The organism is Citrobacter sp. CK199 (assembly GCF_030333285.1).
Classification (GTDB): domain Bacteria; phylum Pseudomonadota; class Gammaproteobacteria; order Enterobacterales; family Enterobacteriaceae; genus Citrobacter_B; species Citrobacter_B koseri.
This window is the reverse complement of sequence record NZ_JAOWGF010000029.1, coordinates 458,144-474,161: the sequence shown is the minus strand read 5'-3', so window position 1 is coordinate 474,161 and position 16,018 is coordinate 458,144. Positions and strand designations below refer to the sequence as shown.

Annotated in this window: 10 protein-coding genes; 7 read left to right on the top strand and 3 right to left on the bottom strand. The window is 56.9% G+C overall.

What is annotated here, in order from left to right; genetic code table 11:
- Positions 1-86 precede the first annotated feature (86 nt).
- The gene (locus OGX75_RS20535; RefSeq protein WP_012134103.1) at positions 87-854 is read right to left on the bottom strand and encodes a DedA family protein; all 768 of its coding nucleotides are present in this window, start codon (positions 852-854) and stop codon (positions 87-89) included.
- A gap of 119 nt (positions 855-973) precedes the next feature.
- Positions 974-1,819 carry an arabinose operon transcriptional regulator AraC gene (gene araC / locus OGX75_RS20530; RefSeq protein WP_012134104.1) on the bottom strand — a complete coding sequence of 282 codons (846 nt, stop codon included), beginning with the start codon at positions 1,817-1,819 and terminating at the stop codon, positions 974-976.
- A gap of 339 nt (positions 1,820-2,158) precedes the next feature.
- Here araC and araB point away from each other — a divergent pair, with 339 nt between their 5' ends.
- From araB to rluA, 6 genes are all read left to right on the top strand, one after another.
- On the top strand, positions 2,159-3,868 hold the full coding sequence (gene araB, locus OGX75_RS20525) for a ribulokinase (protein ID WP_112001191.1): 1,710 nt from the start codon (positions 2,159-2,161) through the stop codon (positions 3,866-3,868).
- Positions 3,869-3,878: 10 nt separating this feature from the next.
- Entirely contained in the window at positions 3,879-5,381 is a 1,503-nt protein-coding gene (gene araA, locus OGX75_RS20520) for an L-arabinose isomerase (protein ID WP_047458964.1), read from the top strand.
- Positions 5,382-5,479: 98 nt separating this feature from the next.
- Positions 5,480-6,175: an L-ribulose-5-phosphate 4-epimerase gene (araD, locus tag OGX75_RS20515; RefSeq protein WP_049008529.1), complete on the top strand. Its 696-nt coding sequence runs from the start codon at positions 5,480-5,482 to the stop codon at positions 6,173-6,175.
- A 97-nt stretch (positions 6,176-6,272) separates the two neighbouring features.
- A complete protein-coding gene (gene polB, locus OGX75_RS20510; RefSeq protein ID WP_012134108.1) occupies positions 6,273-8,624 on the top strand; it encodes a DNA polymerase II in 2,352 nt (783 codons plus the stop codon).
- Positions 8,625-8,755: 131 nt separating this feature from the next.
- The gene (gene rapA / locus OGX75_RS20505; RefSeq protein ID WP_248622822.1) at positions 8,756-11,662 is read left to right on the top strand and encodes an RNA polymerase-associated protein RapA; all 2,907 of its coding nucleotides are present in this window, start codon (positions 8,756-8,758) and stop codon (positions 11,660-11,662) included.
- A gap of 11 nt (positions 11,663-11,673) precedes the next feature.
- A complete protein-coding gene (rluA, locus tag OGX75_RS20500; RefSeq protein ID WP_104867779.1) occupies positions 11,674-12,333 on the top strand; it encodes a bifunctional tRNA pseudouridine(32) synthase/23S rRNA pseudouridine(746) synthase RluA in 660 nt (219 codons plus the stop codon).
- A gap of 99 nt (positions 12,334-12,432) precedes the next feature.
- On the opposite strand, the gene djlA is transcribed toward rluA, so the two are convergent.
- The gene (djlA, locus tag OGX75_RS20495; RefSeq protein WP_012134111.1) at positions 12,433-13,248 is read right to left on the bottom strand and encodes a co-chaperone DjlA; all 816 of its coding nucleotides are present in this window, start codon (positions 13,246-13,248) and stop codon (positions 12,433-12,435) included.
- Positions 13,249-13,624: 376 nt separating this feature from the next.
- Here djlA and lptD point away from each other — a divergent pair, with 376 nt between their 5' ends.
- Positions 13,625-15,982 carry an LPS assembly protein LptD gene (lptD, locus tag OGX75_RS20490; protein ID WP_049011438.1) on the top strand — a complete coding sequence of 786 codons (2,358 nt, stop codon included), beginning with the start codon at positions 13,625-13,627 and terminating at the stop codon, positions 15,980-15,982.
- The last annotated feature ends 36 nt before the right edge of the window (positions 15,983-16,018 follow it).

Below are 16,018 nucleotides of genomic sequence, written 5' to 3'. Positions count from 1 at the left end.
GCCCGGCGGCGTTACGCTTACCGGGCCTACGGACAGGCATCCGTTGTAAGCCGGATAAGCGTCAGCGCCATCCGGCAAAAGATTCCTCAGTAACCCACGACTTTACGCAGAATATCGATATACACCGGCATCAGCGGATGACGAAGCAGCATCACCAGCGCGACAATGCCCGCGCCGAGCATCACCGGCGCCAGCCATAACAAGCGGCCTCGCGGTAAAAACGGCGTTAAGCGATCGGCGGCGGCCTTACCGCTACGCCATAACCGCCAGCACAGCCAGGCCGCCAGCCACAGCAGCAGCGCCGTTGCCAACAACAGCCATTTGAAATAGCCGCTCTGCATATCGGCCGGAATGTCGATCGCAGCGCCCGCCAGAATCCCCGGCAAGAAATAGAACGGCGGCCACAGCACGCAACCAATAATATTCGGCACGATAAATTTCGCGACGGGCAGATCCAGCATCCCCGCCACCATCGGCACCAGCGGCCGCGTCGGGCCAACAAAACGCCCGACCAGAATAGTGAACATGCTGTGTTGATGCAGCGCGTGTTCGGTTTTGTCCAGCAGCGCTTTGTTCTTTTTCATAAAAGACCAGCGGTGCAGCGGCTTTTTGAAGCGCCAGCCCAACCAGAAGGAGATCCAGTCCCCCAGCAGGCAACCGATAATGCCCGCCAGCCACGCATGCCAGAAATTCAGCTCACCGCTGCCGATAAGCGCCCCCAGCCCCGCCATCATCACCGTACCGGGCAGAATCAGACCGACCAACGCCAGCGACTCCAGAAAGGCCACCAGCGCCACCGCAATTAGCGAGTACAGAGCGGATTGGAGAATAAAGTGTTCCAGCAATGCTTGCATAATGTGTCCGTCAGATTTACGAAGCAGCGATTCTGCTAACCCTCACCCGCTTCGTCAAGTCGCCAATTGTCTGAATAGATTACGCGTTATGACATCTTTGCAGACACATCATTCACTTTTTATTCACAACCAGCGCGGAACTCGCTCGGGCTGGCCCCGGTACATTTTTTAAAGACGCGAGAGAAATAAAGCTGATCGTCAAACCCGACATTGCGCCCGACGGTGGCTATCGGCATCCGCGTCGTGCTGAGCAGCAGCTTCGCCTGGCTGATGCGCTGATCCTCGCGCCAGCTCAGTACGCTAATGCCTAACTGTTGGCGGAACAGGTGCGACAGGCGGGACGGCGACAGGCAGACGTGCTGCGCCACGCTGGCAATATCAAACTGGCTGTCCGCCAGATGATCGCTGATGTACTGACAGGCGTCGCGCACCCGGCTGTCCATCGGCGGATGCAACGATTCATTGATCGCCTCCATACGTCGCAGCAGAAGCTGCTCCAGCAGGTTAATCGCCAGCAGTTCAGAGTAGCGCCCTTCCCCCTGCCCGGCATTGATGATTTGACCAAAAAGCTCATTAAAGCGCGGCTGGTGCGCTTCGTCAGGGCGGAAAAAACCGGTCTGCGCAAAAATCGTCGGCCAGGTGAGCCACTCCTGCCAGTAGGCGCGCGGTCGGAAGTACACCCACTGGTGATACCATTCGCTCGCGTTGGGATGGCGACCGTAGTGGTGTACCTCGCCAGGCGGAAACAGCAAAATATCCCCCGGACGGCAGACAAACTGTTTGCCGTGGTTATTGATCACCCCTTCCCCGCGAATCGTAAGATTAAGGATATATCCCTTCATCCCCAGCGGGCGGTCGATAAAAAAATCCAGATAGCCGTTCGCCTCAATGGGCGTCAGCCCGGCAACCAGATGCGCATTAAACGAATAGCCCGGCAGCAGGGGATCATTTTGCGTTTCAGCCATAAATTCAATACTCCCGGCGTTCTGAGAAGAAACCAATTGTCCATATTGAGTGAGACATCTTCACCTTCCCCTCTGCGCCCCGCCGTCATTGCGGTTACGGACCATCAACCCCGCTTGCGAAAAGAGATTTGTAACAAAGGCCGATTGCGAAGGCGATAAAAACGGGTAACAAAAGTGTCTATAACTACGGCAGAAATGTCCACATTGAATATTTGCACAGCGTCACACTTTGCAATGCCATAGCATTTTAATCCATAAGATTAGCGGATCCTGCCTGACGATTTTTATCCCCGCTATCTACTGTTTCTCCATACCTGTTTTTTTCGATGGAGTAAGACGATGGCGATTGCAATTGGCCTCGATTTTGGCAGTGATTCAGTTCGTGCTCTGGCGGTGGATTGCGCCACCGGGGAAGAGATCGCCACCTGCGTAGAGTGGTATCCCCGCTGGCAGGAAGGGCGCTATTGCGACGCCCCGAACAACCAGTTCCGCCATCATCCACGCGACTACATAGAGTCAATGGAAGCCGCGTTGAAAAACGTCCTCGCGACCCTGAGCGCGTCACAGCGTGGCGAGGTGGTCGGCATCGGCGTCGACAGCACCGGCTCCACCCCCGCCCCTATTGATGCCGACGGCCACGTACTGGCGCTGCGTCCTGAGTTCGCCGAAAACCCGAATGCGATGTTCGTCCTGTGGAAAGATCACACCTCGGTCGAAGAAGCGGAAGCCATCACCCGCCTGTGCCATACGCCGGGCAAAACCGATTATTCCCGCTACATCGGCGGCATTTACTCCAGCGAATGGTTCTGGGCGAAAATTCTGCACGTTACGCGTCAGGACAGCGCCGTCGCGCAGGCCGCCGCCTCCTGGATTGAGCTGTGCGACTGGGTGCCTGCCCTGCTCTCCGGCACCACGCGCCCGCAGGATATTCGCCGTGGTCGCTGTAGCGCCGGACATAAATCGCTGTGGCATGAGAGCTGGGGCGGTTTGCCGCCCGCCAGTTTCTTCGATGACCTCGATCCCATCATCAACCGCCACCTCGCCTGGCCGCTGTTTACCGACACCTTCACTGCCGATCTGCCGGTTGGCACGCTGTGCGCGGAGTGGGCGCAACGCCTCGGCCTGCCGGAAAGCGTGGTCATCTCTGGCGGCGCGTTTGACTGCCATATGGGCGCGGTTGGCGCGGGCGCGCAGCCGAATGCGCTGGTGAAAGTGATCGGCACATCGACCTGCGACATTCTGATTGCCGACAAGCAGAGCGTCGGCGACCGCGCGGTGAAAGGCATTTGCGGCCAGGTAGACGGCAGCGTCGTGCCTGATTTTATTGGCCTGGAAGCGGGACAGTCGGCATTCGGCGATATCTATGCCTGGTTTGGCCGCATTCTCGGCTGGCCGCTGGAGCAGCTTGCGGCGCAGCATCCTGAACTGAAAGACCAAATCGCCATCAGCCAAAAGCAGCTACTCCCGGCGCTGACCGAGGCGTGGGCGAAGAATCCATCGCTGGATCATCTGCCCGTAGTGCTCGACTGGTTTAACGGTCGCCGCACGCCGAACGCTAATCAGCGTCTGAAAGGGGTGATTAGCGATCTGAATCTCGCCACCGATGCGCCAGCGCTGTTTGGCGGCCTGATCGCCGCCACTGCCTTCGGCGCACGCGCCATTCAGGAATGCTTTACCGAACAGGGCATTGCCGTCAACAACGTGATGGCGCTGGGCGGCATCGCCCGTAAGAATCAGGTGATCATGCAGACCTGCTGCGACGTGCTCAACCGTCCGCTACAGATTGTCGCCTCAGACCAGTGCTGCGCGTTAGGCGCCGCCATTTTTGCCGCCGTCGCCGCAAAAGCGCATGTCGATATCCCTGCCGCACAACAAAAAATGGCCAGCGCCGTAGAGAACACCCTGCAACCGCGCCCGGAACAGGCTCAACGCTTCGAACAGCTTTATCAGCGCTACCGGCAGTGGGCGGTCAGCGCTGAACAACACTATCTTCCGACTGCCGCCCCGGCGCCAAAAACCCCGGTCAGCCAGGCAACCCTGACCCATTAAGGACACGACAATGACGATTTTTGACAACTATGAAGTGTGGTTTGTGATTGGCAGCCAGCATTTGTATGGCTCTGAAACGCTGCGCCAGGTTACTCAGCATGCCGAACATGTGGTAAAGGCGCTGAATACCGAAGCGAAACTGCCCTGCAAACTGGTGCTGAAACCGCTGGGGACGTCGCCTGACGAGATCACCGCGATTTGTCGTGACGCCAGTTATGACGATCGCTGTGCGGGCCTGGTGGTCTGGCTGCACACCTTCTCGCCCGCGAAAATGTGGATTAACGGGCTGAGTATTCTCAACAAGCCGCTGTTGCAGTTCCACACCCAGTTCAATGCCGCCCTGCCGTGGGACAGCATCGACATGGACTTTATGAACCTGAATCAGACCGCACATGGCGGACGCGAGTTTGGTTTTATTGGCGCGCGTATGCGTCAGCAGCACGCGGTAGTGACCGGTCACTGGCAGGATAAACACGCGCACGCGCGTATCGGCTCATGGATGCGTCAGGCGGTCTCCAGACAGGATACCCGCCACCTGAAAGTGTGCCGCTTTGGCGACAACATGCGTGAAGTGGCCGTGACCGACGGCGATAAAGTGGCGGCGCAGATCAAGTTCGGCTTCTCGGTGAATACCTGGGCGGTGGGCGACCTGGTGCAGGTCGTGAATGCGGTTAGCGACGGCGACATTAACGCGCTGGTGGATGAATACGAAAGCCGCTATACCCTGACGCCCGCGACGCAAATTCACGGCGACAAGCGGCAGAACGTGCTGGAAGCCGCGCGTATTGAACTGGGCATGAAGCGCTTTCTGGAACAGGGCGGCTTCCACGCGTTCACCACGACGTTTGAAGATTTACACGGCCTGAAGCAGCTTCCAGGGCTGGCCGTACAGCGCCTGATGCAACAGGGCTACGGTTTCGCTGGCGAAGGCGACTGGAAAACCGCCGCGCTGCTTCGCATCATGAAAGTGATGTCTGGCGGTTTGCCGGGCGGCACCTCATTTATGGAGGATTACACCTACCACTTTGAGAAGGGCAACGATCTGGTGCTCGGCTCGCACATGCTGGAAGTATGCCCGTCTATCGCGGTGGAAGAAAAACCGATCCTCGACGTGCAGCACCTCGGCATCGGAGGTAAAGACGCGCCCGCCCGTCTGATCTTCAACACCCAAACCGGCCCGGCGATCGTCGCCAGCCTGATCGACCTCGGCGATCGCTATCGTCTGCTGGTCAACTGCATCGACACCGTAAAAACGCCGCATGACCTGCCGAAGCTGCCGGTCGCCAACGCGCTGTGGAAAGCCCAGCCGGATCTGACCACCGCATCCGAAGCGTGGATTCTCGCCGGGGGCGCGCACCACACCGTCTTCAGCCATGCGCTGGATCTGAACGATATGCGCCAGTTCGCAGAGATGCACGATATTGAAATCACCGTCATCGATAACGATACCCGCCTGCCCGCCTTTAAAGACGCGCTGCGCTGGAACGAAGTTTATTACGGTTTCAAACGTTAACAGTTGCCGGATAGCGGCGTAAATGCCTTATCCGGCCTACAGGTCGCACCAACCTCGTAGGCAGGATAAGCGCAGCGCCATCCGGCGTGGAGACAGCTATGTTAGAAGATCTCAAACGTCAGGTGCTGGAAGCCAATCTGGCGCTGCCAAAACACAATCTGGTGACTCTCACCTGGGGGAACGTCAGCGCCATCGATCGCGAGCGCGGCGTCTTCATCATTAAACCTTCCGGCGTCGACTACAGCGTGATGAGCGCAGAGGATATGGTGGTGGTCAGCATTGCCACGGGTGAAGTGGTGGAAGGAACGAAAAAGCCCTCCTCCGATACGCCGACCCACCGTCTGTTGTATCAGTCTTTCCCGTCGATTGGCGGCATCGTCCACACCCATTCGCGCCACGCGACCATCTGGGCGCAGGCCGGGCAATCCATCCCGGCGACGGGGACGACCCATGCGGACTATTTTTACGGCACGATCCCCTGCACGCGCAAAATGACCGATGCGGAGATCAACGGCGAATATGAATGGGAGACGGGCAACGTCATCGTCGAAACCTTTGAAAAACAGGGTATCGATGCCGCGCAGATGCCGGGCGTGCTGGTGCATTCACACGGTCCGTTCACCTGGGGAAAAAACGCCGAAGACGCGGTGCATAACGCCATTGTGCTGGAGGAGGTCGCCTGTATGGGCATCTTCTGCCGCCAGCTTGCGCCACAGTTGCCGGATATGCAGCAAACGTTGCTGGATAAGCACTACCTGCGCAAACACGGGGCGAAGGCCTATTACGGGCAGTAATGGATAACCCGACGGCGCAACCATACCTGTATAAAACCACAGCAAAACGTTCCGAACCAGGCTATAATCATGCCTGGTTTTTTAATGAGTACGCAGCGTGGCGCAGGCAGGTTTTATTTTAACCCGGCACTGGCGGGATACCCCGCAAGGAACGGAGGTCTCATTCTGGCTGGCAACGGACACTGGTCCTTTGCAGGTCACGCTCGCGCCGCAGGAGTCGGTCGCGTTTATCCCTACGCATCAGGCCGCCCGCGTCACCTCGCTGCTGCGCACAGAAAACGGCTATCGCCTGACGCCGCTCAATTTGCAGGATTTTCATCGCCAGCCTGTCTCGGGGTTGTACTGCCGCTCGCACCGACAACTGATGCGTCTGGAAAAACAGCTGAAAGAACAGGGTGTAACGGTCTATGAAGCCGATGTGCGCCCACCGGAACGTTACCTGATGGAGCGGTTTATCACCGCTCCCGTTTGGCTGGAGGGCGACACAAAAGACGGCGCGATCGTCAATGCTCGCCTGAAACCGCACCCAGACTACCGCCCCCCGCTGAAATGGGTATCGCTGGATATTGAAACCACCCGACACGGCGAGCTGTACTGCATTGGCCTGCAAGGCTGCGGGCAACGCGTCGTTTTTATGCTCGGCCCGGCGAATGGCGATGCCTCGGCGCTGGATTTCCAGCTTGAGTATGCGGCGAGCCGCCCGCTGCTGCTGGAAAAACTCAACGACTGGTTTGCCCGGCACGATCCTGATGTGATCATCGGCTGGAACGTGGTGCAGTTTGATTTACGTGTCCTGCAAAAACATGCCGAGCGCTATCGTATCCCTCTACGTCTGGGGCGCGACAACACCGAGCTGGAATGGCGCGAGCACGGTTTCAAGAACGGCGTGTTTTTCGCCCAGGCCAAAGGGCGGTTGATCATTGACGGCATTGAGGCGCTCAAATCCGCGTTCTGGAATTTCTCATCATTTTCACTGGAAACCGTGGCCCAGGAGCTGCTTGGCGAAGGGAAATCGATCGATAATCCCTGGGACAGAATGGACGAAATTGACCGCCGTTTCGCCGAAGATAAGCCCGCTCTCGCCACGTATAACCTCAAGGACTGCGAGCTGGTGACGCAGATTTTTCATAAGACGGAGATCATGCCGTTTTTACTGGAGCGCGCCACCGTTAACGGTCTGCCCGCTGACCGCCACGGTGGTTCTGTCGCCGCCTTCGGTCATCTCTATTTTCCCCGTATGCATCGCGCCGGTTACGTTGCGCCGAATCTCGGTGAAGTCCCGCCGCATGCCAGTCCTGGCGGTTACGTGATGGACTCGCGCCCTGGCCTGTATGACTCCGTACTGGTGCTGGATTATAAGAGCCTGTACCCGTCGATCATTCGCACGTTCCTGATCGACCCGGTTGGGCTGGTGGAAGGGATGGCGCAACCGGACCCGACACACAGCACCGAAGGCTTTCTTGACGCCTGGTTCTCGCGAGAAACGCACTGTCTCCCGGAGATCGTCACGCAGATCTGGCACGGGCGCGATGAGGCCAAACGCCACGGCAATAAACCGCTGTCTCAGGCGCTGAAGATCATCATGAATGCGTTTTACGGCGTGCTCGGGACGACGGCCTGCCGCTTTTTCGATCCCCGACTGGCCTCGTCGATCACCATGCGCGGCCACGCGATCATGCGTCAGACCAAAGCGCTGATCGAGGCGCAGGGTTATGACGTGATCTACGGCGATACGGATTCTACTTTCGTCTGGCTGAAAGGCGCGCATTCTGAAGACGAGGCGGCAAGGATTGGCCGCGAGCTGGTGCGTCATGTGAATGACTGGTGGACGCAATCCCTGCAACAGCAAAAACTGACCAGCGCGCTGGAATTAGAGTTTGAAACCCACTTCCGCCGTTTTCTGATGCCGACCATTCGCGGGGCGGACACCGGCAGCAAAAAGCGCTATGCCGGGCTGATTCAGGAAGGCGAGAAGCAGCGAATGGTATTTAAAGGGCTGGAGACCGTGCGCACCGACTGGACGCCGCTGGCGCAGCGATTCCAGCAGGAGCTTTACCTGCGTATCTTCCGCCAGGAACCCTATCAGGAGTATGTCCGGGAAACCATCGATAACCTGATGACGGGCAAGCTGGATGAACAGCTGGTTTACCGCAAGCGACTGCGCCGCCCGTTGAGCGAATATCAGCGTAACGTTCCGCCGCACGTTCGCGCCGCCCGACTCGCCGATGAACAAAACATCAAGCTGGGGCGCCCGGCGCAGTATCAGAACCGCGGCACGATCAAATACGTGTGGACGACTAACGGCCCTGAGCCGCTGGATTACCGGCATTCACCGCTGGATTACGAGCACTATTTAACCCGCCAGCTACAGCCGGTTGCAGAGGGAATACTTCCCTTCATCGATGATAATTTTGCTACACTACTCACAGGACAACTGGGGTTATTTTGACGCGTGACGAATGCGCCGCCATCCATTACCATAGCGCCCTTTCCATTCCTGGACCCAATTAACACTGCTGCCATTCTATTTTGGTAGCGGGTGATTATTGCCTGCAATTAAAGATATAGAGCCGAACATATATGCCTTTTACACTTGGTCAACGCTGGATCAGCGATACAGAAAGCGAACTGGGACTTGGAACCGTCGTCGCGATGGATGCGCGAACTGTCACCTTACTTTTCCCGGCGACAGGTGAAAACCGTCTGTATGCGCGCAGTGACTCCCCCGTGACCCGCGTGATGTTTAACCCTGGTGATACGATTACAAGCCATGAAGGCTGGCAGCTACAAATCGATGAAGTAAAAGAAGAAAACGGCCTGCTTGCCTATACTGGCACCCGCCTTGATACCGAAGAAACCGCCGTCACGCTGCGTGAAGTCCTGCTCGACAGCAAGCTGGTTTTCAGTAAACCGCAGGATCGCCTGTTCGCCGGGCAAATCGACCGGATGGACCGATTCGCCCTGCGCTACCGCGCACGTAAATTTCAGAGCGAGCAGTACCGCATGCCGTGGAGCGGTCTGCGCGGTCAGCGCACCAGCCTGATTCCCCACCAGCTCAACATTGCCCATGATGTCGGTCGCCGCCACGCGCCGCGCGTCCTGCTGGCGGATGAAGTGGGCTTAGGAAAAACCATCGAAGCCGGGATGATCCTGCACCAACAACTGCTGTCTGGCGCGGCGGAACGCGTGCTGATCATCGTCCCGGAAACCCTGCAACATCAGTGGCTGGTTGAAATGCTGCGCCGCTTCAACCTGCGCTTCGCGCTGTTCGACGACGAGCGTTACACCGAAGCCCAGCACGATGCCTACAACCCGTTTGAAACCGAGCAACTGGTTATCTGCTCGCTGGACTTCGCGCGTCGCAACAAACAGCGTCTGGAACATCTGTGCGACGCACAATGGGACCTGCTGGTCGTCGATGAAGCTCACCACCTGGTGTGGAGCGAAGACGCGCCAAGCCGCGAATATATGGCGATTGAACAACTGGCGGAACGCGTGCCTGGCGTCCTGCTGCTGACCGCAACGCCTGAACAGCTGGGCATGGAAAGCCACTTCGCCCGCCTGCGTCTGCTCGATCCAGGCCGTTTCCACGACTTCGAACAATTTGTCGAAGAGCAAAAAAATTACCGCCCGGTCGCCGACGCCGTCGCCATGCTGCTGGCAGGCAACAAGCTGAGCAACGAAGAGCTGAACATGCTCGGCGACCTGATTGGCGAGCAGGACATCGAACCGCTGCTGCAAACGGCGAACAGCGACCGCGATGGCGCGCAGAATGCCCGCCAGGAGCTGGTCTCCATGCTGATGGACAGACACGGCACCAGCCGCGTACTGTTCCGCAACACCCGCAACGGCGTCAAAGGCTTCCCGAAACGCGAGCTGCACACCATCAAGCTGCCGCTGCCAACGCAATATCAGACGGCGATTAAAGTCTCCGGCATTATGGGCGCGCGTAAAAGCGCGGAGGACAGAGCGCGCGATATGCTCTACCCGGAGCAGATTTATCAGGAATTCGAAGGGGATAGCGGCACCTGGTGGAACTTCGACCCGCGCGTGGAGTGGCTGATGGGGCATCTGACCAGCCACCGCTCGCAGAAAGTGCTGGTGATCTGCGCGAAAGCCGCCACCGCGCTGCAACTGGAGCAGGTGCTGCGCGAGCGCGAAGGCATCCGCGCCGCCGTATTCCATGAAGGCATGTCCATCATTGAACGCGACCGCGCCGCCGCGTGGTTTAGCGAAGAAGACAGCGGCGCGCAGGTTCTGCTGTGCTCGGAAATCGGTTCTGAAGGCCGTAACTTCCAGTTCGCCAGCAACCTGGTGATGTTTGACCTGCCGTTTAACCCGGATTTGCTGGAGCAGCGTATTGGCCGTCTGGACCGTATCGGCCAGGCGCACGATATTCAGATCCACGTTCCGTATCTGGAAAAAACCGCGCAGTCCGTGCTGGTTCGCTGGTATCACGAAGGGCTGGATGCCTTTGAGCACACCTGCCCGACCGGTCGCGCCATCTACGATACGGTGTATCACGATCTGATCGCTTACCTGGCGACGCCTGAAAATACCGACGGTTTTGACGCGCTGATCAAAACCTGCCGCGAGCAGCACGAAGCGCTGAAGGCGCAGCTGGAGCAAGGGCGCGACCGTCTGCTGGAGATCCACTCTAACGGCGGCGAGAAAGCGCAGGCGCTGGCAGAGAGCATTGAAGAACAGGATGACGACACCAGCCTGATCGCCTTCGCCATGAACCTGTTTGATATCGTCGGGATTAACCAGGATGACCGTGGTGAGAACCTGATTGTGCTGACGCCTTCCGATCATATGCTGGTGCCGGACTTCCCTGGCCTGCCGGAAGATGGCTGCACCATTACGTTCGAGCGTGATGTGGCGCTGTCGCGTGAAGATGCGCAGTTTGTTACCTGGGAACATCCGCTGATTCGCAACGGACTGGATCTGATTCTGTCTGGCGATACCGGCAGCAGCACGATTTCGCTGTTGAAAAACAAAGCGTTGCCGGTGGGAACGCTGCTGGTGGAACTGGTGTATGTCGTTGAAGCGCAGGCGCCGAAACATTTACAGCTTAACCGTTTCCTGCCGCCGACGCCGGTGCGCATGCTGCTGGATAAAAACGGCAATAACCTGGCCGCGCAGGTGGAGTTTGAAACCTTCAACCGCCAGCTGAGCGCCGTTAACCGTCATACCGGCAGCAAGCTGGTCAACGCGGTTCAACAGGACGTACACGCGATTCTGCAACTGGGCGAAGCGCAGGCGGAGAAATCGGCCCGGGCGCTGATCGACGCCGCGCGTAGCGAAGCGGATGAAAAACTGTCTGCCGAACTGTCGCGTCTGGAAGCGCTGCGCGCCGTTAACCCGAACATCCGTGATGATGAACTTGCGGCGATCGACAGCAACCGTCAGCAGGTAATGGAAAGCCTGGATCAGGCCAACTGGCGTCTGGATGCCTTGCGTCTTATCGTCGTCACGCATCAGTAACGGAGCAAAAAATGGGGATGGAAAACTACAATCCGCCGCAGGAGCCCTGGCTGATTATCCTGTATCAGGATGAGCACATTATGGTGGTCAACAAGCCCAGCGGCTTGTTGTCCGTGCCGGGCCGCCTTGAGGAGCACAAAGATAGCGTGATGACGCGTATTCAACGCGATTATCCGCAGGCGGAGTCGGTGCATCGTCTGGATATGGCGACCAGCGGCGTGATTGTAGTGGCGCTGACCAAAGCGGCGGAACGGGAACTGAAACGCCAGTTCCGCGAGCGTGAGCCGAAAAAACAGTACGTTGCGCGCGTGTGGGGGCATCCAGCCCCTGCCGAAGGGCTGGTTGATTTACCGCTGATCTGCGACTGGCCGAACAGGCCGAAACAGAAAGTGTGCTATGAGACAGGTAAGCCTGCGCAAACCGGGTATGAGGTGGTGGACTTCGCTGCGGATAACACCGCACGGGTGGTGCTTAAACCGATTACCGGGCGTTCTCATCAGCTACGTGTGCATATGCTAGCGTTGGGACACCCCATTCTCGGCGATCGCTTCTACGCGTCGCCAGAAGCGCTGGCGATGGCGTCGCGTCTGTTGCTGCATGCCGAAACGCTAACCATCACCCATCCCGCGTATGGCAACAGTATGACCTTTAAAGCCCCGGTAGATTTTTAAATTCTGTACCCATTTTTGCCGGGGGCGCTTCGCTTGCCCGGCCTACCGTTCTCAACGTAGGCCGGATAAGACGCTTTACGTCGCCATCCGGCAAAACCATTATTTAAAACCTTTCTGCTCTTTAATCATTTCATACGCTTTCTGAATTTCCTGCGCTTTTTGCTTCGCCATCTCCATCATCTCCGGCGGCAACCCTTTTGCGACCAGTTTGTCCGGGTGGTGCTCGCTCATCAGTCTGCGGTACGCGCGTTTAATGGTTGTCGCATCATCTGTCGGCTTAACCCCCAGCACATTGCAGGCATCTTCCAGCGTAGGGCCACGCTGCGCCTGCTGCCAGCCGCCGCCGGACTGCTGTTGCTGATAACCGCCGCCAAACTGCGCCCCGCCCTGCATCATGCGTAAGAACTGATCGAACTGAGCGCGGGAAATCCCCAGCTCCTCGGCGATAACGTACAGCACTTCCCGCTCGTTCGGATGGAGCGTTCCATCCGCAAACGCCGCCTGAATCTGAATTTCCAGAAACATCCGTATCAGATCAAACCGCCCAAAGCAGACGCTGCGAAACTGGCGCATTTTTTCACGTAACGGGTAATTATCCGATTTTCCCACGCGAAACGCGTGTTGGGCGGCGGTACGTGATTCGCCGTGTAAGTTCATCCGGTCCATCAACTGGCTGGCAATATGGATATCCGCTTCCGTCACGCGCCCTTTCGATTTGGTTAAATGCCCCATGACCTCAAAAGTGGTGGCGAAAAACAGTGCCTGCCGTTCACGCTGATTGGCGAACCATGCCATTTTGCGGCTGCGGGCTTTGTCGAACATGTGGCCTATCAGCAGACCTAATACCACGCCCCAGAAGCCGCCTCCCATCATCAGCGCCACTGCGACACCTACAATCTTTCCCCAGTACTGCATAGACTCCCCAAATCTTTACGCTGACAGTGAGGCTATGTCCCACAATATAGAGTGCTTTTCCTGGAATGAAGGCTGCGGTCAATTGTGGGACATCGCCTATAATTTGCATTATCATACCTGTCATTCAATGCCGTGCCTAACACCACAGACACATACCCATTGGATTTCACGTTGCAGCAAGACCGCCGCACAGCCGCCAGACGCTTATCCAGGCAAGTCGCCGGGGGCATGCGAATAACGTCCACGAAAGCGCAACCTGAAAGACGACGGGTAGAAAAGGGACAGGATTAACACTAGCGTAGTGAAGATGAGTACGTTAGTCTCTGACCGTTTGTCACGCGCAACGCTACTGATGATGGAACAATAAATACAACGTATGAAAAAACGTATTCCCACTTTCCTGGCCACCATGATCGCCAGCGCCCTTTATAGTCAGCAGGGACTGGCCGCCGACCTTGCCTCGCAGTGCATGTTGGGTGTGCCAAGCTACGACCGTCCTCTGGTGAAAGGCGAGACGAACGAATTACCCGTGACGATCAACGCCGATCACGCGAAAGGGAACTACCCGGACGACGCGGTATTCACCGGTAATGTCGATATCAACCAGGGTAACAGTCGCCTGCAAGCTGACGAGGTGCAACTCCATCAAAAAGAGGCGCCAGGCCAGCCGGAACCGGTGCGTACCGTCGATGCGCTCGGCAACGTCCATTATGACGACAATCAGGTTATTCTGAAGGGGCCGAAAGGCTGGGCGAACCTGAACACCAAAGACACAAACGTGTGGGAAGGCGACTACCAGATGGTCGGCCGTCAGGGGCGCGGGAAAGCGGATCTGATGAAGCAGCGTGGCGAAAACCGCTATACCATTCTGGAAAATGGCAGCTTTACCTCCTGTCTGCCAGGCTCCGATACCTGGAGCGTTGTGGGCAGCGAAGTGATTCACGATCGTGAAGAGCAGGTAGCGGAAATCTGGAACGCCCGTTTTAAACTGGGTCCGGTTCCCGTCTTTTACAGCCCTTATTTACAGCTGCCGGTCGGTGACAAACGCCGCTCCGGTTTTCTGATCCCGAACGCGAAGTACACCACCAAGAACTATTTTGAGTTCTACCTGCCGTATTACTGGAACATCGCGCCCAATATGGACGCCACCATTACGCCGCATTATATGCACCGCCGTGGCGGTGTCATGTGGGAGAATGAGTTCCGCTACCTCAGCCAGGCGGGCGCGGGTTTAATGGAGTTCGACTATCTGAATTCCGATCGCGTTTACGACGATGAGCATCCGAACGACAGCAACTCCCGTCGCTGGTTGTTCTACTGGCGTCATGGCGGCGTGATGGATCAGGTATGGCGCTTTAATGTCGACTATACCAAGGTCAGCGACTCCAGCTACTTCAATGACTTTGACAATAAATACGGTTCCAGTACCGACGGTTACGCCACGCAGAAATTCAGCGTCGGCTATGCCGTGCAGAACTTTGATGCCACGGTGTCGACCAAACAGTTCCAGGTATTCAGCGATCAGAATACCAGCAGTTACTCCGCTGAGCCGCAGTTAGACGTTAACTTCTACCAGAATGACGTTGGTCCATTCGATACGCGTATTTACGGCCAGGCCGTGAAGTTTGTGAACACCCGAGACAACATGCCGGAAGCGACTCGCGTTCACCTGGAGCCAACCATCAATCTGCCGTTATCGAATCAGTGGGGCAGCATCAATACTGAAGCGAAGCTGCTGGCGACGCACTACCAGCAAACCAATCTGGACTCGTACAACAACAATTCGCGAAACGTCAATAAACTCGATGAGTCGGTTAACCGCGTAATGCCGCAGTTCAAAGTCGATGGCAGGATGGTGTTTGAACGCGATATGACGACGTTGGCACCTGGTTACACCCAGACGCTAGAGCCGCGCGCGCAGTATCTGTACGTTCCCTATCGTAACCAGAGCAGCATCAATAACTACGACTCCTCATTATTGCAGTCCGACTACAGCGGCCTGTTCCGCGACCGCACATATGGCGGTCTGGACCGTATCGCCTCCGCAAACCAGGTCACGACCGGCGTCACATCGCGTATTTATGATGATGCCGCAATTGAACGTTTTAATGTTTCCGTGGGTCAAATCTACTATTTCACGGAGTCTCGCACCGGCGATGACAACATAACCTGGGAGAATGACGACAAAACGGGCTCACTGGTTTGGGCGGGCGACACCTACTGGCGTATCTCCGACCGCTGGGGACTGCGTAGCGGCATTCAGTACGACACGCGTCTGGACAGCGTCGCGACCAGCAGCAGTACGATCGAATACCGTCGCGATGAAAATCGTCTCTTACAGTTGAACTACCGTTATGCCAGCGCGGAATATATTCAGGCTACGCTGCCGTCTTATTCCACTGCGGAGCAGTATAAAAACGGGATTTCCCAGGTCGGGGGCGTTGCCAGTTGGCCGATTGCCGATCGTTGGTCTATCGTAGGCGCTTACTACTTTGATACCAATGTGAATAAGCCTGCCGACCAGATGCTCGGCGTGCAGTACAACTCCTGCTGCTATGCGATTCGCTTCGGTTATGAGCGTAAGCTGAACGGTTGGGATAACGATAAAGAACACGCTGTTTATGACAACGTGATCGGCTTTAACATTGAATTGCGTGGTCTGAGCTCCAACTACGGTCTCGGCACCAAAGAGATGTTGCGTTCGAACATTTTGCCGTATCAAAGCTCTCTGTGATTTGATTGATTTACCACGTAATCCGCATTGCGGTTA

What these genes read in the sequence shown, in the direction of transcription:
- djlA (WP_012134111.1), bottom strand. Translation starts at nt 13,248, where the DNA reads ATGCAGTACTGGGGAAAGATTGTAGGTGTCGCAGTGGCGCTGATGATG.
- lptD (WP_049011438.1), top strand. Translation starts at nt 13,625, where the DNA reads ATGAAAAAACGTATTCCCACTTTCCTGGCCACCATGATCGCCAGCGCC.
- rluA (WP_104867779.1), top strand. Translation starts at nt 11,674, where the DNA reads ATGGGGATGGAAAACTACAATCCGCCGCAGGAGCCCTGGCTGATTATC.
- araA (WP_047458964.1), top strand. Translation starts at nt 3,879, where the DNA reads ATGACGATTTTTGACAACTATGAAGTGTGGTTTGTGATTGGCAGCCAG.
- OGX75_RS20535 (WP_012134103.1), bottom strand. Translation starts at nt 854, where the DNA reads ATGCAAGCATTGCTGGAACACTTTATTCTCCAATCCGCTCTGTACTCG.
- araD (WP_049008529.1), top strand. Translation starts at nt 5,480, where the DNA reads ATGTTAGAAGATCTCAAACGTCAGGTGCTGGAAGCCAATCTGGCGCTG.
- araC (WP_012134104.1), bottom strand. Translation starts at nt 1,819, where the DNA reads ATGGCTGAAACGCAAAATGATCCCCTGCTGCCGGGCTATTCGTTTAAT.
- rapA (WP_248622822.1), top strand. Translation starts at nt 8,756, where the DNA reads ATGCCTTTTACACTTGGTCAACGCTGGATCAGCGATACAGAAAGCGAA.
- araB (WP_112001191.1), top strand. Translation starts at nt 2,159, where the DNA reads ATGGCGATTGCAATTGGCCTCGATTTTGGCAGTGATTCAGTTCGTGCT.